The 15,778-nt window shown below is 41.6% G+C and carries 18 protein-coding genes; 13 read left to right on the top strand and 5 right to left on the bottom strand.

Annotated elements, in window-relative coordinates; genetic code table 11:
• Window positions 1–510 precede the first annotated feature (510 nt).
• From QVO88_RS08400 to QVO88_RS08385, 4 genes are all read left to right on the top strand, one after another.
• Window positions 511–1,368, top strand: coding sequence for a hypothetical protein (locus tag QVO88_RS08400; protein ID WP_022288050.1), 858 nt, complete (start codon window positions 511–513; stop codon window positions 1,366–1,368).
• A gap of 17 nt (window positions 1,369–1,385) precedes the next feature.
• Window positions 1,386–2,810 carry an ABC transporter substrate-binding protein gene (locus tag QVO88_RS08395; protein ID WP_022288049.1) on the top strand — a complete coding sequence of 475 codons (1,425 nt, stop codon included), beginning with the start codon at window positions 1,386–1,388 and terminating at the stop codon, window positions 2,808–2,810.
• Window positions 2,811–2,929: 119 nt separating this feature from the next.
• Complete coding sequence (locus QVO88_RS08390; protein WP_022288048.1) at window positions 2,930–3,691, top strand: helix-turn-helix domain-containing protein; 762 nt, start codon at window positions 2,930–2,932, stop codon at window positions 3,689–3,691.
• 114 nt (window positions 3,692–3,805) lie between these two features.
• Window positions 3,806–4,573, top strand: coding sequence for a glycoside hydrolase family 16 protein (locus tag QVO88_RS08385; RefSeq protein ID WP_022288047.1), 768 nt, complete (start codon window positions 3,806–3,808; stop codon window positions 4,571–4,573).
• A gap of 228 nt (window positions 4,574–4,801) precedes the next feature.
• Here the strand turns inward: QVO88_RS08385 and QVO88_RS08380 are convergent, their stop codons facing one another.
• Window positions 4,802–5,980 (bottom strand): hypothetical protein, encoded by a 1,179-nt coding sequence (locus QVO88_RS08380; protein ID WP_022288046.1) that lies wholly within the window; start codon window positions 5,978–5,980, stop codon window positions 4,802–4,804.
• Window positions 5,981–6,751: 771 nt separating this feature from the next.
• Here QVO88_RS08380 and cas13d point away from each other — a divergent pair.
• Complete coding sequence (gene cas13d / locus QVO88_RS08375; RefSeq protein WP_022288045.1) at window positions 6,752–9,520, top strand: type VI-D CRISPR-associated RNA-guided ribonuclease Cas13d; 2,769 nt, start codon at window positions 6,752–6,754, stop codon at window positions 9,518–9,520.
• A 223-nt stretch (window positions 9,521–9,743) separates the two neighbouring features.
• Here the strand turns inward: cas13d and QVO88_RS08370 are convergent, their stop codons facing one another.
• The 3 genes from QVO88_RS08370 to QVO88_RS08360 form a co-directional block, all read right to left on the bottom strand.
• Window positions 9,744–9,989, bottom strand: a complete 246-nt coding sequence (locus tag QVO88_RS08370; RefSeq protein WP_022288043.1) for a hypothetical protein — start codon at window positions 9,987–9,989, stop codon at window positions 9,744–9,746.
• Between the two features lie 451 nt (window positions 9,990–10,440).
• Window positions 10,441–11,469: a tyrosine recombinase XerC gene (xerC, locus tag QVO88_RS08365; protein ID WP_022288042.1), complete on the bottom strand. Its 1,029-nt coding sequence runs from the start codon at window positions 11,467–11,469 to the stop codon at window positions 10,441–10,443.
• Between the two features lie 146 nt (window positions 11,470–11,615).
• A complete protein-coding gene (locus QVO88_RS08360) occupies window positions 11,616–12,479 on the bottom strand; it encodes a DUF4236 domain-containing protein (protein ID WP_022288041.1) in 864 nt (287 codons plus the stop codon).
• On the opposite strand from QVO88_RS08360, the gene QVO88_RS12360 reads away from it, so the two are divergent.
• On the top strand, window positions 12,424–12,744 hold the full coding sequence (locus QVO88_RS12360) for a helix-turn-helix domain-containing protein (protein WP_369678569.1): 321 nt from the start codon (window positions 12,424–12,426) through the stop codon (window positions 12,742–12,744). The two genes, QVO88_RS08360 and QVO88_RS12360, sit on opposite strands and share 56 nt — an antisense overlap.
• 246 nt (window positions 12,745–12,990) lie before the next feature.
• Window positions 12,991–13,125 carry a hypothetical protein gene (locus QVO88_RS08355; protein ID WP_022288040.1) on the top strand — a complete coding sequence of 45 codons (135 nt, stop codon included), beginning with the start codon at window positions 12,991–12,993 and terminating at the stop codon, window positions 13,123–13,125.
• Here QVO88_RS08355 and QVO88_RS08350 read toward each other — a convergent pair.
• Window positions 13,102–13,431, bottom strand: coding sequence for a helix-turn-helix domain-containing protein (locus QVO88_RS08350; RefSeq protein WP_022288039.1), 330 nt, complete (start codon window positions 13,429–13,431; stop codon window positions 13,102–13,104). The genes QVO88_RS08355 and QVO88_RS08350 overlap by 24 nt on opposite strands.
• A gap of 220 nt (window positions 13,432–13,651) precedes the next feature.
• On the opposite strand from QVO88_RS08350, the gene QVO88_RS08345 reads away from it, so the two are divergent.
• From QVO88_RS08345 to QVO88_RS08320, 6 genes are all read left to right on the top strand, one after another.
• Window positions 13,652–13,867, top strand: coding sequence for a helix-turn-helix domain-containing protein (locus tag QVO88_RS08345; RefSeq protein ID WP_022288038.1), 216 nt, complete (start codon window positions 13,652–13,654; stop codon window positions 13,865–13,867).
• 14 nt (window positions 13,868–13,881) lie between these two features.
• Window positions 13,882–14,130 carry a helix-turn-helix transcriptional regulator gene (locus QVO88_RS08340; protein ID WP_022288037.1) on the top strand — a complete coding sequence of 83 codons (249 nt, stop codon included), beginning with the start codon at window positions 13,882–13,884 and terminating at the stop codon, window positions 14,128–14,130.
• Window positions 14,127–14,336 carry a hypothetical protein gene (locus tag QVO88_RS08335; protein WP_022288036.1) on the top strand — a complete coding sequence of 70 codons (210 nt, stop codon included), beginning with the start codon at window positions 14,127–14,129 and terminating at the stop codon, window positions 14,334–14,336. The genes QVO88_RS08340 and QVO88_RS08335 overlap by 4 nt, the downstream gene beginning before the upstream one ends.
• 1 nt (window position 14,337) lies before the next feature.
• Window positions 14,338–14,514, top strand: a complete 177-nt coding sequence (locus QVO88_RS08330) for a hypothetical protein (RefSeq protein WP_022288035.1) — start codon at window positions 14,338–14,340, stop codon at window positions 14,512–14,514.
• Between the two features lie 267 nt (window positions 14,515–14,781).
• Window positions 14,782–15,381, top strand: coding sequence for a hypothetical protein (locus QVO88_RS08325; protein ID WP_022288034.1), 600 nt, complete (start codon window positions 14,782–14,784; stop codon window positions 15,379–15,381).
• On the top strand, window positions 15,374–15,748 hold the full coding sequence (locus QVO88_RS08320; protein WP_022288033.1) for a hypothetical protein: 375 nt from the start codon (window positions 15,374–15,376) through the stop codon (window positions 15,746–15,748). The genes QVO88_RS08325 and QVO88_RS08320 overlap by 8 nt, the downstream gene beginning before the upstream one ends.
• Window positions 15,749–15,778: the final 30 nt, after the last annotated feature.

Here is a 15,778-nt window from a genome sequence, read left to right as displayed (position 1 = left end):
GAGCGGCTTGGTCATACAAGGGTGTTGACTATGGCTTTATTGACGGACATCTTGACAGCGTTCTTGATGAACTGGTAAAGTATCTTTAATAGATCATTTCTTAATATAACTCCATTTTTGGACAAGCTCGGTCACGTTTGCCGAGCTTGTTTTTTTATGCTTAGTTTCATAAATTGATGTTTGCTCATAAAATTCTATTTACGATAATTATTTGATATAAATAATTGAATATTGATATAATAGTTTTGAAACAAAGCGTATAATATAAACATATTAATTCATAGTCACTTTCTTATAATAACTTCCGAATAAACAGACCTGCTTGAATATCAAGTGGGTCTGTTTTCATATATTTATAATCTTTCATAAATTCGATATTAAACACTTTTATGATATTTATGTTACGTTTTTGATATAAACAAAACGATTACATAGTTATAATATATACAGAAACAACAAAATAAATTGCTTTTAGCGAAAAATTTTATTGAAAAATAGGAGGAAAAGGTTATGAAGATCAAGAAATTTGTAGCAGGTCTTTCAGCAGCGGTTCTTGCAGCAACAATGATGTCAGTTTCTGTTTCGGCAGCAAAGCTTGGCGATGTTGTTCACCCGTCAGAGGAGGACTCAAAAATGAATGACTCATATTACTCTATCGGAGCAATGGGCTTTTATATGGGTCAGGACTGGACCTGGAATCAGGGCGACTGGGTAGGCATTGATGATGCTGGCAAGATAACTGTTGAATATAAGATAAGCAAAGTTATCACCGACAAGACAATGTCAGGCAAGGGAACTCTTGGAGATATGGGCGTTATGGTGGCTAATCTTCCTGATGGTGTTTATCCTGTGGACGTTAAGATATCTGACGCAAAGTTCGTTGCCGAGGACGGCACAACAACGGTTTTTGATTCGCTTAATTCTATCACTTCATTGGACGAGGACCCAGAGGGTGGAATAAGAATACATATCAGACCAACTGACGAGGTCAATGATGAAACAGGCGAGGTAACAAAGAAGGCTTGTCCTGAGGTCGCAGGCTGGGAGAAGGAAGGCGCTTTCAACGGCGGCACACTTTCAATGACGCTTGATTTCGGTGTTGCATCTGCCGAGGGCGGAGATTCAAAAACAGATGCTTCAAAGGCAGATTCAAAGTCTGATGCTTCAAGCTCAAAGGCTGATACGTCAAAGAAAGACGCTTCTTCATCTAAGGCGGATGCAGGCAAGACTTCTGCAACAGCGGCTACATCTTCAAAAGCATCTGACGATACATCTAAGGCAGCAGAAACAGGTGCGGCTGTTGGCGGAGCACTTGCAGTTATCGCTCTTGCAGGCACAGCAGTGATCGTTGCAAAGAGAAGAAAGTAATATTTGGAGGTATGGCTATGAATAATGCAAAAAGAGTTTTGACATTTGCCCTTGCGGTTTGCTCGCTTTCAGCATTTGCATCTTGCGGAAGTTCAAGTGATTCATCAAGCAAGGTCGTTGACAAAAAACTTAAGGAAGATCAGCAGCAGATAGTTCAAAGACTTGCTGATGATATGAAAGATGTGAGAGATCTCAAGAGCAACGAAATAAAGTGGTTTTCACATTGGGATATCAACCCTACTGAGGCAGAGGACAAGGAGATAGGCGCTGACCTTGCTTTGTTCAAGACAAAGTATAATGGTAAGATAAACTGGGTGCAGACCACTTGGGAAACTAAGTTTGACGATCTTGCGGCACTTGTAATGTCAAATGATTCACCTGATTTCATCGGTGCTGATGATATGGACGTTTTCCCTAAGGGTGCTATAAAGTCAATGATAGAGCCTATCGACGATTATATCGATCTTTCAAAGCCTCTTTGGACAGACATAAAGGGTGCGACAGATCAGTTTATGCTTGGCGATAAGCATTATGTGAGCGTTATCAGAACAGACCCTGCATATGTTTTTGTATACAACAAGCAGACAATGGAAGATAACGGATATGACGATCCTGCTGAGCTTTTCAAAGAAGGCAAGTGGAACTGGGATACATTCACAGAAATGTGTCTTGATTTTACTGACGCTGAAAGCGATAAATACGCTCTCGACGGTTGGTATTATGAAAAGGCTTTGCAGCAGTCTTCAGGTGTGCCGCTCATCGGTATCACAGACGGCAAGCTTGTAAATAATATTTCTGATCCTATGATAGCAAAGGCTCAGAATATGATGTATGAGCTGCAGAAGAACAATGTTGTTTATCCAAAGCACGAGAACAACTGGAAACTCAGAGGCGATGCAGAGGGAAGCGGAATGGCAACAGGTCTGACGCTTTTCTATCCTATCGGACTTTGGGCGCTTGAGAATGCTCCGTCAACAACTGTAAACTACGGCGATGTATCAAAGGGAGAGGTAATGTTCGTTCCTGTTCCTTGCTCAGCTGATAGCGATAAACAGTATATCCCTTCAAGAGTACACGGCTTTAGCATTGTAAAAAACGCACAAAATCCTGAGGGCGTGGCAGCTTTCCTTGAATGTTGCCGTTATGCAGAGCTTGACGAGGCTGCACATCAGATAACCCTTGATCAGTACAAGGACGATTACGGCTGGACAGATGAGATGCTTGAAATGAGAGAAACTATCTATGATCTGTCTGCACAGAATCCTGTATTTGACTTTGAACAGGGCGTATCTGCCGACCTTAACTCTATTTGCGATACTGCAATAAGAGGAACAATGAATCCGCAGGAGTCAAAGAGCTGGTCACAGGTCGTTCAGGAAAATGAAAAGGCTATAGATTATCTTATCGACGAGGCTATGACTTCAATGAAAGAGGCTAAATAATATCTAATTATCAGAAAAAAGGGCGGCAGGGTGATTTGCCGTCCTTTTTCTATAAATATGAGGCTTTACTTGTGTCTGTAAATATGATATAATAAGCTAAAAAGCAGGGGGTGAAAGCTATGGAAATAAACAGAGAATTGTCTAAGCGGCAGTTTATGCAAAAGGAAAATGACTATCATCATTCACCATATGAAACGGAACTGGAATTCTATTCTGCGGTGCGGGAGGGCGACCTTGAAACGGTCAAACGTTTGTATACGTCGCTGGATACAAACGGAAAGGGCAGACTCAGCAAAGACGACCTTAGAAACATCAAGTATCATCTTGTCATAACCATAGCTATGCTGTGCAGGTTTTGCATCGAGGGTGGACTTGACCCTGAAACTGCGTATACCATAAGCGATATATACATTAATAAATGTGATGAGTGCCGCAATGAAGAAAGCGTTATGGCTGTACACAAAGAAGTCATCGTTTATTATACAAAGCAAATGAAAAAGGCTGCGTCACAGAACGTTTACTCGAAGCATATCCTTATGTGCTTTGACTGCATTTTCGATAATATTTACAAGGGCGTGACCGTCAATCAGATAGCTGATGAACTGAACATAACGCCTCAGTATCTTTCAAAGCTTTTCAGAGAGGAAGTTGGCGTAAAGATCTCTGATTTCATTATGTCAAAAAGGATACAAGCGGCTGAAAATATGCTGAGATATTCTGAATATAGTCCGCTTGATATAGCCAATTATCTTGCTTTCAGCTCGCACAGCCATTTTATTGCCTGCTTTAAGAAACAGACAGGACTTACACCGAAACAGTATAGAGATCAGTTTTTCCGTGCAAACTGGAACAAGCATAGCACAAGCAGATCGAAAATATAAGTTGATGTTAATAATCTGATATTTGCATTACTTTTCTGATATAAATATCACATTTGTTGATTTATAATACTTATAGAAGATAAAATTCTGATATTTATTCGGAGGTAATGAAAAATGAAAAAAGTTTTGGCTATGTCGATTCTCACAATGATAGTTATGTCTATGGGTGGCTGCGGTGCTTCATCTGACAGCAGTTCTTCGCAAGATGTCAGCAGCAAGGCGGAAACGGAAAGCAATTCTCCATACACGGTTGAGGCAGATTTCAGCAAGGGTGCGTCAAATGATTTTTCCATTTCAGCAGGCTGGTCAAATGGTGATCCGTTCAACTGCTCGTGGAGCGAGGATAACGTAACTTTCAATGACGGAAAAATGCAGCTTACCATTGACAGTATGGGCGATTCCGAAGCGTACAGAGGCGGCGAGTATCGTTCAAAGGAAAATTATGGCTATGGACTTTATGAGGTATCGATGAAAGCCATAAAGAATGACGGCGTTGTATCATCGTTCTTTACATACACAGGTCCATCGGAGGATAATCCTTGGGACGAAATAGATGTTGAAGTCCTTGGCAAGGACACAACAAAGGTGCAGTTCAATTACTACACCAATGGTGTTGGCAAGCACGAATATATGTATGATCTTGGATTTGACGCTTCTGAGGATTTTCACACTTACGCATTTGAGTGGAAAGAGGACGGCATAACTTGGTATGTTGACGGAAAAGAAGCATACAAGGCTACTGAAAATCTGCCTGTTACGCCTGGTAAAATAATGATGAATGCGTGGAATGGCATTGGAGTTGACAGCTGGCTGAAAGCCTTTGACGGCACAGTTCCGCTGACGGCTGAATATGAGTGGGCAAGGTTTACGGCAGAAAAGTAAAGTGATCCGCATATTATGCTTGCGTTTATGTCTTGATTTTTTTAGTTAATGATATTGATATTTGAACCGACCCCATTTGCTAGGTCAAAAAGTCTAGCGAATGGGGTCGGTTTATTTTACAAAGATAAATTTCATATATTCACTCTTCTCATGAGCCTGACTATTTATGATATCATGAGTATATTTCTGTATAGGGGTGTTTTTTTGCTATAATTTTCATTTATATTCTCACATCTCAACTTCTCGGTTATACGCCTCTGCCCCCTCGACATACAGCGTTCTCATTTCTTCAAACGAGTCGCTTGGGGATAGGATAACGCCGTCTTTGCCGAACTTATTGAAATAGTATTTGACTTGGATAGGCGGGGAGATGAACTCGTTGACAGTGTTGGGCTTGGGCTTTTCATTGCCTTTCAGTATGGGGCGCTGATAGAGTATTTTGCCGAACATTTCAACGCCTTTTTCGGTGAGGTACACTTTGGAGATATCGCTCTCATCACTGCCAAAACGTGGGTCGCTGAGTAGGTGCTTCACGGACTTGACGTGACCCTCTTTCAGCCGTTCGTATTCGGTGACGGAGGAGTATTCCTTTTGGCTGAGCTTTTCTGCGATGCTTAGTCCGCTCAATCTGCTTATGCGATAGCTGTCGGCTTTGAACTCTTTGCCTGCGCTTTTTTCGTCGGACAGGCAGACAAGATAATTATACATCTTATATTCGTCGCTGACGATACGGTAGGGGATAAGCCTTATGCGGCGCTTTTCACGGCTGTACATATTAGAATATGCGTAAATGAAGCTGTAATATCTGCTGCCGTTTTGTTTGATGACTTCATTTATTTTTATGATATTGTCGGCGAAAATGAGCCTTTCACGTTCGCAATCTGACAGCAGGGCATAGTCCTCATACACGGCTTTCAGAAATCTTCTTAGGGTCAAGCTGTACACCTTGTTTTCATAATAAAGGTCATCACTGCTCAGTGTATCGTAAAGGTCACGGCATATGCTGAGCCTTACTCGCACTGCATTTTCGGTCTTGGTCTTTTCGTATTTTGCAGAGAGCTTTGAGATAAGATAGCTTTTTATTATCTCCTTGCTTTTATCATCAAGGCTGTCATCGATCTCCTCGATCTGCCATTCTACGAATGCGTTCAGAAGTGGGATACCAATATATTTATAGTTATCGTCACTCTTGTATTTTAATGATGCGATATATGCTGAATCAAATATACTTGTGAGAAATGAGGACATTGATACGCTGCCGTTAGGGGAAAGGCTTGTTTCAAATATGGACTTGTCCTTGATAATGACGGAATATGCAGAGGGTGAGAGGGGTATGGATTGCACCTCTGCGATATATGGTACGTTTTTGTCACGCTTGGGCAGAAATGTGCTTGGGGGTATGAGCATTTTTATCACCTCTTGTATCCATTATATCACAAATGTACTTTTTGTCAATATCATAGAAAATTATTTTGCTGAAATTGTGACATAAATGCCGTAAAAACGTGATAAATGTGCAAAAACATAGATAAAAAAATTTTTGAAAATTACACTTTTGTTGACGATGATAAGGTGGTATAATGTATACAGAACAAAGGACAGGAGGTGATAAAAATGGGAAAGACGATCCTTACGGCTATCATTGTAGCTGTACTTGACTGCGCTATCGCAGCTGTCAAGGAGATTGGGGAATGAGATGAAATAACGACAGACGGGAGGTGATGAAAATGCTTTATGTAAAACAGCCACTTTCTATTGACATTTGTGTCTGAAAATGGTATAATATTTATGTATTAAAGCGCTGATAAGATAAGTTTGGTGTTTTATTACAGAATATCGTTGATTATTTTGTCAACTTTGACCTACTACACTAGTGCGAATTTGCACTAGTCTAAAACCTGTTCAACTTTTCGATTGCTGTCATTTCGCTACTACACTGGTGCAAATTTGCACTAGTCTAAAACTCCTCGATTACCTTGTATGTGCCGATTGGGGCTACTACACTAGTGCGAATTTGCGCTAGTCTAAAACTGAGAGCCTTTATACACCGCATAAGTATAGCTACTACACTGGTGCAAATTTGCACTAGCTGGCAAAGTTTAACATCAAAACCAACAAATAAAAAAATCCCTTAACGCTCAATGCGCTAAGGGATAACTAATATAAGGAGTAATATTTATGGCAAAAAAGAATAAAATGAAGCCTAGAGAGCTGCGTGAGGCTCAGAAAAAAGCCAGACAGCTCAAAGCGGCTGAGATAAATAATAACGCTGCTCCTGCGATCGCTGCCATGCCTGCTGCAGAGGTCATTGCACCTGTGGCAGAGAAGAAAAAATCCTCCGTAAAGGCGGCAGGAATGAAGTCTATTCTTGTCAGCGAAAATAAAATGTACATAACCTCTTTCGGCAAGGGCAATTCTGCTGTGCTTGAATATGAGGTGGACAATAATGACTACAACAAAACTCAGCTTTCTTCAAAGGACAACAGCAATATCGAGCTTGGTGATGTAAACGAGGTAAACATCACTTTTTCAAGCAAGCATGGCTTTGGGAGCGGAGTGGAGATAAATACTTCAAACCCTACTCACAGAAGCGGTGAAAGCTCGCCTGTAAGAGGGGATATGCTGGGGCTTAAATCGGAGCTTGAAAAGCGCTTTTTCGGCAAAACTTTTGATGATAATATACATATCCAGCTTATTTACAACATTCTGGATATCGAAAAGATACTTGCGGTGTATGTAACGAATATCGTTTATGCGCTGAACAATATGCTTGGTATAAAGGATTCTGAAAGTTATGATGATTTTATGGGGTATCTTTCTGCAAGAAATACTTATGAAGTTTTTACTCACCCTGACAAAAGCAATCTTTCCGATAAGGTAAAGGGTAATATCAAGAAAAGCCTTAGCAAGTTTAATGACTTGCTGAAAACTAAGCGCCTTGGCTATTTCGGCCTTGAAGAGCCAAAGACAAAAGACACAAGAGCTTCGGAAGCATACAAAAAGCGTGTTTATCATATGCTTGCAATTGTGGGGCAGATAAGACAGTGTGTTTTTCATGATAAATCGGGTGCAAAAAGATTTGACCTTTACAGTTTTATTAACAATATTGATCCCGAATACAGAGATACTCTTGACTATCTTGTTGAGGAGCGTTTAAAGTCCATAAACAAGGACTTTATCGAGGGTAACAAGGTCAATATCAGCCTGCTTATTGATATGATGAAAGGCTATGAGGCTGATGATATCATACGCCTTTATTACGATTTCATTGTGCTTAAATCTCAGAAAAATCTCGGCTTTTCTATCAAAAAGCTTCGTGAGAAAATGCTGGAGGAATACGGTTTCAGATTTAAGGACAAGCAATATGACTCTGTGCGCTCAAAGATGTACAAGCTTATGGATTTCCTGCTTTTCTGCAACTACTACAGAAATGACGTTGCCGCAGGCGAAGCTCTTGTGCGTAAACTGCGTTTTTCAATGACCGATGATGAAAAAGAGGGGATATATGCTGATGAAGCGGCAAAGCTTTGGGGCAAATTCAGGAATGATTTTGAAAATATCGCCGACCACATGAACGGTGACGTTATCAAGGAGCTTGGCAAGGCTGACATGGATTTTGATGAGAAAATTCTTGACAGTGAAAAGAAGAATGCGTCTGACCTTTTGTATTTCTCCAAAATGATATATATGCTCACATATTTTCTTGACGGCAAGGAGATAAACGATCTTCTTACAACGCTTATCAGCAAGTTTGATAACATCAAGGAGTTTTTGAAGATAATGAAAAGCTCTGCTGTTGATGTTGAGTGTGAGCTTACGGCGGGCTACAAGCTGTTCAATGACAGCCAGAGGATAACCAACGAGCTTTTTATCGTAAAGAACATTGCTTCCATGAGAAAGCCTGCGGCTTCAGCGAAGCTTACGATGTTCCGTGACGCACTGACTATACTCGGTATAGACGACAATATCACGGACGATAGGATAAGCGAGATTCTAAAACTTAAAGAAAAAGGCAAGGGCATACATGGTCTGAGAAATTTTATAACAAACAATGTTATCGAGTCCTCTCGGTTTGTATACCTTATCAAGTATGCGAACGCTCAGAAGATAAGAGAAGTGGCTAAGGATGAGAAAGTTGTCATGTTTGTTCTTGGGGGTATCCCTGACACGCAGATAGAGCGTTATTACAAGAGTTGTGTGGAGTTTCCTGACATGAATAGTTCTTTGGAAGCAAAGCGCAGTGAGCTTGCGAGAATGATAAAGAACATCAGCTTTGATGATTTCAAAAATGTGAAACAGCAGGCAAAGGGCAGAGAAAACGTGGCTAAGGAGAGGGCAAAGGCTGTTATCGGGCTTTATCTTACGGTCATGTATCTGCTGGTGAAAAATCTTGTGAATGTCAATGCAAGGTATGTTATTGCGATACACTGCCTTGAACGTGATTTTGGGCTGTATAAGGAGATAATTCCTGAGTTGGCTTCAAAGAACTTGAAAAATGACTACAGGATACTTTCACAGACGCTTTGTGAACTTTGTGATGATCGTAATGAGTCGTCGAATTTGTTCTTGAAAAAGAACAAGCGGCTGCGCAAGTGCGTTGAAGTTGATATCAATAATGCAGACAGCAGCATGACAAGAAAATACCGCAACTGTATTGCTCATCTTACTGTAGTTCGTGAACTGAAAGAATACATAGGAGATATTCGTACAGTGGATTCTTACTTCTCCATTTATCATTATGTTATGCAGCGTTGTATCACGAAAAGGGGAGATGACACAAAGCAAGAAGAGAAAATAAAGTATGAGGACGATCTTTTAAAAAATCACGGCTATACGAAAGACTTTGTAAAGGCTCTCAACTCGCCGTTTGGATACAACATTCCGAGGTTTAAAAATCTTTCAATTGAGCAGTTGTTTGACAGAAATGAATATCTTACTGAAAAGTAGCGTAGTGTAGATACCGCCGCTCTCTTGGGGGACAGGAGGCGGCGGTGATATTCATTCTTGTAAAAGACGTGGTGGATATTCTGTTTGATTTGTTTTTTTGGAAAGAAGAAGTAAGACAAGTGAAAATCAGAGCACTGTATGCAATATGGTGCGGATATCTACAAACGCTTAGCAGCATAAAGCTGTTGGATAAAGACGGCGAGATATCTAAAGATGTAACAACTCATATCACAAAAGAAGAAGCCAAAAAGCTGATGAAGCTCCTTAAAAAGCTGAATATTTTTCGATTTTCTACCTCATCAGCGTCATTAGGGGAATAGTCCCAATCGTCTGTAGAAGCGATAACAACAGTATCGTTCTTAAAGTCAACTATAGCGCCAATACCATATGTAGTGATAAGCTGAGTTTTTCTTATATCTCCAACGGAGATCTTTTTGTCTGAATATGTTGATATGCCATTCTTCTGCATAATCTCTTATTCTAGGCTCGATACTTTCGACACGTTCAAGCATGGTTCGTTTTATCTGCTCTATATCTTTATCATCAGCAGTTTTTCGACGATGGCAGCAATAATCCAGCTCTCACACAGAAGATCGTGGACAGCGTATCGAGGCTTTCTGAGAAGGATCAGAAGCTTGTGTTGGAGATTTCGGAGAGGTTGGGGAAAGATTGAATCGATAAAGTGCCTTAATGCTAGTCATAAGGCACTTTTGCTATGTGGAACATACAAAAAAATAGTTACGCTTTTCGGTTTCTCAAAGCATAACCCTACTTTTTTAGGTAATACAAAAACTCCCCCTGCGGCGTTAAGTTCTGATAATAAAAAAAGCCATGACGGACAATGCCCGTCACGGCGAGTGACTGGTCGAGGTGACGGGACTTGAACCCATTGCAGATAGCCTTGGATTGCCTATTTTACGCTATTTTGTTTTATCTGTGTCACATTTCGTGTCATATATATTGGTGAAATAATCATCAATGATTTTATCAACCCTCATGCGGTCTTCGTGGAACGTCTGCTGATATACGGATTTTAGCGTGTAGGTATTGCTCCAGCCGCCACGTTCCATAGCGTATATATCAGGAATTTTCAGTGTTGCCATAACGCTGGCACTGATATGACGTAAATCGTGAAATGATATTTCATACCCTAACGGGTGCATTTTTTTTACAAACCGATTGTAAATCTGTTTCGTGGTGTATGTCACCACATAATCGTCAGGGGCTAGATCTAATGCGTCTATCAGATCAACCAGCGGTTTGCCTAGACGTATCTGTCGATTGCTTTCATAACTCTTTGCTTCGCTCTTCGTGACGATTTGGCGGTTGACAGTAACACGCACCTGCGATATAGTCAGGATATCCCCGACAATATCTTTGCGACGTATGCCGTGAATTTCTGACATTCTCAGACCGCCCCACACGCCAAGTAGAACAGGGATTTCAATATCTGACCCCCTGAACGCATTAACTACCACATCAGCAGGCGGCATGGCCTTGAATTTTTTTACCTTTTTGGGCAAACTGATTTGGCTAAAATTGATATTGATATTGTTATATTTTAGTACCGATTTGAAAAAACCATATACATTTGCAACTGTTTTTGGTGACCTTCGGGCAGCCAATTCATTCACCCAGTCTTGCACCATTTGTGGTGTGATATTGCTTATCAGCACGTTTTCGAACTGCTGTCCGTGATTTTTTAGTATAGATAGATAACCCTGCCCCGTTGTCGGTGATAGCACTGGGCTTTTTTTGTTTATATAGTTTTCGGCCGCCTGCCATAGTGTCATTTCATTATCAGTATGCACTTTTTCGTTCAGCCACTCAGCCGCCATTAACTCGGCTTCTTTTTTAGTTTTGGCAGTAAATGACTTGTACTTCCCCGTTGCTTTGTCATATGCCCTTACTCTATAATTTCCGCTCGGTAATTTCTTCGCTGTTGCCATGTAAATTCCTCCTATTATCTTGACAATGTTTTCAATTTATGATAAAATAATAGGGTACTTCCTACTATAGTATCATCTCTTGCTTGGTCTGGCCGTACACGCCCTCACAGGTCGCTCTGTGGGGGCATTTTTTATTGTGGTATTGTTTATCCGCCACACACCTTGCAAGGCTTGTAGCCTGCGTTCTGTGCGTCCTGCAGGGTCATTGGCGTGCAGGTATCATCATAGTATCTGCATGATTTGTTGTGATACTTGTCGCCCGAAGCCGTGATATATACTATCGTTTCGGCTGGATCCTGTGCGGTGGTTGCCACAGGGATTGCTCCGGTGGTGGTTTCAGGCTCTGCGGTGGTGGTGGTAGTTGTTGTTGTGGTGGTAGTAGTGACTTTTTCGCCCATGTCCACAGTGATTGTTATAGGGTCAGATGTCACACCGTCATATGTGGCGGTCACGTCTGCAAAACCGTCCTTTATGGGTTTCACGTCATAGGTGACATATGCACCGCTATCATCATATTCTAACTGACAAACGTCAGGATTGCTGATTTTAATTTTGATATCTTTCGGGTCAACGTCCTCTGCATCGGTTTCACCTGTGATTCGCAAATAGATTATGTGGCTATAGTCACGATTATAGTCATTCAGTGCGATAGAATAGTTGTCATTAGTCCATTCAACCTTTGTCGGCCGCCTATAGCCGAACAGGTGCGCTATTCCGTAGACTATGACCGATATAGTGCAGAACGCAACTATCATCATCAGGCAACCGCCCTTTGACGTGCCACTCGTCTTACGGCCGTGAGACCTACGGCTTGACGACTTCCTGCCGCCAGACGTTGATACATATGACAGCCCTGTGCCTGGTATACCGACAGACTTTGTGCGTCGCCCTGAACTGTTGACACTGTATCGTGCGCCCTTTCCACCGACACTCATACCGACAGATTTCTTGCCGATGTTTAATCTCGCACCGCCGCCAAGTTTAATTGATTTTCTAAAACGTAATCCCATGTTTTCTACCCCTTTTCTGATAATCACGGCTCCTGTGGGCACACTAGCCACAGAGGTGATATATGTGATATACGAAACACATCTGCGTGATATACGTCGCACACAACGTCTGACACTGCGCCAACTGTCCGAAATTTCAGGCGTTAGCTTTTCTGAAATAGACCAAATAGAACACTATAACGTTGACCCACGCATTTCAACGGCTGTTTTATTGGCAAAATCGCTAAAATGTGGGCTTGACGATTTGTTCAGTTTCAACAAATAATGTTCGATATTATAAACACGCTTGCATTTTATGTCATAAAAATGCTATGATTTACACATAGCCTATATATGTGTGTTTCATGTATATTATAGCATTTTAACGCATATTTTGCAATACTTTTTGACGTCTTTTTATTCTAGTCCGATTTTTCGGACAGTACATAAAAAGGGTATTGACAGCCGTGATTACATGGTATATAATAGGCTTATCGAACATACGTTCTATAAATCATAGGAGGAGAAAATAATGACGAAAGAAGAACGAACAGAATTTGAAAAAAGACTAGCCCACAAGATTTACATACTACAGCACCCCGAATTGTGGGAAAAAATAAGAGCAGAAAAAGAAAAGAGCTGCTTAAAGCAGCCCTCTCTTGAATAGGAGAAAATCGACATATTTGTCAAGGTCTTTGATTTCGCTATCTTCAAGAACCTTTAATGCGTCGATAATCTTGGCTTCCTCGTCACTTTGTGGTGGCGGGGAATTTTTTTCGCCCTCGTTTCCGCAAAGATAATCGAGGGACACGCCAAAGTATGCTGAGATCTTCAAAAGTGTCATTGCTGACGGCTCTCTCTCATCACGTTCGTAGTTGCAGTAAGTTGTTTTCGGCAAGCCTAAGGCTTTTGCAACTTCCTCTTGTGTGAGGTTTTTCGCCATTCTCAGCTTTTTCAGGCGGTTGTCAAACATTCTTATCACCTCCTACTATATATTATATACCCATTATGGGAATTTGTCAATGAAAATAGGGCGCATTATTTTCAAAATGAGTATTTTGTACAAAAATATAATCTCAAATTTGTACATATTTGTACTCAATTTGGGGTTGACAAATGCCCAAAATGAGTATATAATGATAATGTACTCAGAACGAGTACGAAAATTCAAAATGAAAACGGAGGTGTAACAAATGGCTGAAAAGACAACGATATTTGACAACATCAATGGTGAATTGAGACGCAGACATCTCACCCAGCAGGACCTTGCGAAGACTATCGAAATAGACCGCAGAACATGGTCCAAATGGCAGGACAAAAACGATATGCCAGCGTCGGTACTTCTACAGATAGCCAAATGGCTGAACGTTACGCTGGACTATCTTACACGTGATGTTCATGCCGAATAATGGGGGTGAAAACAATGCCTGCAAAGAAAATGACAGCCAATGACGTGATATCCAAACGGCTGAAATCTATCAGAGCCGACAACGATATTACACAGGCAAAAATCGCAAAACGGCTGAACATGGCACAGACAGCCGTAAGCAGGTGGGAACGGCAGTTCGGCACCATGAATGCTGAACAAATCGTGACGTACTGCAAGATAATCGGGGCGAACCCCGAAGAAATCTTTGCAGAATACTGCAAGGAAAGGAGCATAAGAAAATGACCAGCATGATAGCAACACTGGAGATCGTCAGATTCGTGGCTGCAATAGCGTTATGTGTGGCGCTATTCGCACTGGCGGTCTACGGACTATATCGAAACATCAAGGAGACAGCCGAAACCGCAATCCGTGAGGAACTGGAGCAGGCGATCAAGGAAGCTTCAAAGCCTGTTGTCAAGGTCGAGATACAGACGAAAGGAAAGTGGTAAAGTGTCAGAGGGTATGTTTATAACCGCAATAATCGGCGCAGCAATCGTGATACTGACAGTTTTTTATGCTGTGATACTGTTCATAGCATGTATCATAGACCAGCACCAATGGAAACATGAACGTAGTAGCTGCGATGATGATGATAGCCGTGACGAAAACAGCGATGGCAGAGTTTAGATTCGCAATGCAACGGATTTGCTATGAATAGCATTGGCTACGGCAAAGCTAAGTTCCGACAAGCAAAGGCGAGGCGAAGTTTTGACACGCAACGAGAGGCAAAGGCATAGCATGGCATTGATTAGCAAAGGCATTGAGAAGCATAGCGACGCAAGGGCATAGCAGTGATTAGCAAAGGAACTGCAGTGACTAGCAAAGGCGTAGTTCGGCACAGTATGGCGTCGAAAAGCAAGAAAAAATAAATTTAACGTAACGGAGGTCAAAAACATGAAAAAAATCAAAGTAAAGTTGACGTTCACCGAAGAGATTCTGGGAACGGCAAACGCAACAACCACAATTCACGATGAGTACATCGCATCGAAAGCCCCTGACGCAAAGAGCCGTGAGGAAGAGATAGCCGCACTTGGTGTAGCGGAAGTGGTCGAAAAATCTATGACGGTGTTCCCGACACTGGAAGACGGCACACCATTTCTATGGGATTATCAGGTCAAGGGATTTTTCAAGGACGCTTGCGGCGTTTTGAAAAAGGTATCAGGCACGGCAAGCTCCAAAATCAAGGCGTACAAGAAAGAGATTGACGGACTTATCTTCGTCGAGGAGCGCAAGATACCATACGAATTCAAGGGCGGCATTGGCGAGTGCCAGAGGCCGTTGAGAGCAAGCACGCCACAGGGCGAACGTGTTGCACTGGCACACTCTGAGACAGTTCCTGCAGGGGCGACAGTTGAATTCACAATCCAGATTTTGAAAGACGATATGGAAACAGCCGTAAGAGAGTGGTTGGATTACGGCAGGCTGAGAGGTATCGGTCAGTGGCGTAACAGCGGGAAAGGTCGTTTTGAATGGGAGGAAATTGAAAATGAATAAAAAATTCACTGACGAGGAAATTGTAGAGGCGGCACTTTGCTGCACAGCAAAGAGTTGCGACACCTGCCCGTTTACAGTTTTAGGAATAGGATTTGAAAAATGTGTCATAAAATTTTCAGAATACATAGCAAACAATACAAAAAACGAGCCTGCACCTGCGGCAACAGGCACAAGCTCGGAGGTATCTGTAAAAGAAGATACCGATAACATACACCTTAACGATAGCACACTTCTTGACATTTGTCAAGAGGGAATAGAGGAAATGGCAAAAATAGCCCTTGACGATTATCCAAACGAATTCCTGACAGGATATATTGAGGCGTTCAAGGACAACATCAAGAGGTTGAGAGGCGGGCAAAGTGACTAGCTATTCATGTTTGGATTGCAAGCACCTAAA

This window comes from Ruminococcus sp. CAG:57 (assembly GCF_000435935.1).
Classification (GTDB): domain Bacteria; phylum Bacillota; class Clostridia; order Oscillospirales; family Ruminococcaceae; genus Hominimerdicola; species Hominimerdicola aceti.
This window is presented reverse-complemented; position numbering and strand designations above follow the sequence as displayed.

Excerpts from the sequence above, each read along its gene's own strand:
- QVO88_RS08400 (WP_022288050.1), top strand. The coding sequence starts at position 511 with ATGAAGATCAAGAAATTTGTAGCAGGTCTTTCAGCAGCGGTTCTTGCA.
- QVO88_RS08395 (WP_022288049.1), top strand. The coding sequence starts at position 1,386 with ATGAATAATGCAAAAAGAGTTTTGACATTTGCCCTTGCGGTTTGCTCG.
- QVO88_RS08390 (WP_022288048.1), top strand. The coding sequence starts at position 2,930 with ATGGAAATAAACAGAGAATTGTCTAAGCGGCAGTTTATGCAAAAGGAA.
- QVO88_RS08385 (WP_022288047.1), top strand. The coding sequence starts at position 3,806 with ATGAAAAAAGTTTTGGCTATGTCGATTCTCACAATGATAGTTATGTCT.
- QVO88_RS08380 (WP_022288046.1), bottom strand. The coding sequence starts at position 5,980 with ATGCTCATACCCCCAAGCACATTTCTGCCCAAGCGTGACAAAAACGTA.
- cas13d (WP_022288045.1), top strand. The coding sequence starts at position 6,752 with ATGGCAAAAAAGAATAAAATGAAGCCTAGAGAGCTGCGTGAGGCTCAG.
- QVO88_RS08370 (WP_022288043.1), bottom strand. The coding sequence starts at position 9,989 with ATGCAGAAGAATGGCATATCAACATATTCAGACAAAAAGATCTCCGTT.
- xerC (WP_022288042.1), bottom strand. The coding sequence starts at position 11,469 with ATGGCAACAGCGAAGAAATTACCGAGCGGAAATTATAGAGTAAGGGCA.
- QVO88_RS12360 (WP_369678569.1), top strand. The coding sequence starts at position 12,424 with ATGTTTAATCTCGCACCGCCGCCAAGTTTAATTGATTTTCTAAAACGT.
- QVO88_RS08360 (WP_022288041.1), bottom strand. The coding sequence starts at position 12,479 with ATGGGATTACGTTTTAGAAAATCAATTAAACTTGGCGGCGGTGCGAGA.
- QVO88_RS08355 (WP_022288040.1), top strand. The coding sequence starts at position 12,991 with ATGACGAAAGAAGAACGAACAGAATTTGAAAAAAGACTAGCCCACAAG.
- QVO88_RS08350 (WP_022288039.1), bottom strand. The coding sequence starts at position 13,431 with ATGTTTGACAACCGCCTGAAAAAGCTGAGAATGGCGAAAAACCTCACA.
- QVO88_RS08345 (WP_022288038.1), top strand. The coding sequence starts at position 13,652 with ATGGCTGAAAAGACAACGATATTTGACAACATCAATGGTGAATTGAGA.
- QVO88_RS08340 (WP_022288037.1), top strand. The coding sequence starts at position 13,882 with ATGCCTGCAAAGAAAATGACAGCCAATGACGTGATATCCAAACGGCTG.
- QVO88_RS08335 (WP_022288036.1), top strand. The coding sequence starts at position 14,127 with ATGACCAGCATGATAGCAACACTGGAGATCGTCAGATTCGTGGCTGCA.
- QVO88_RS08325 (WP_022288034.1), top strand. The coding sequence starts at position 14,782 with ATGAAAAAAATCAAAGTAAAGTTGACGTTCACCGAAGAGATTCTGGGA.
- QVO88_RS08320 (WP_022288033.1), top strand. The coding sequence starts at position 15,374 with ATGAATAAAAAATTCACTGACGAGGAAATTGTAGAGGCGGCACTTTGC.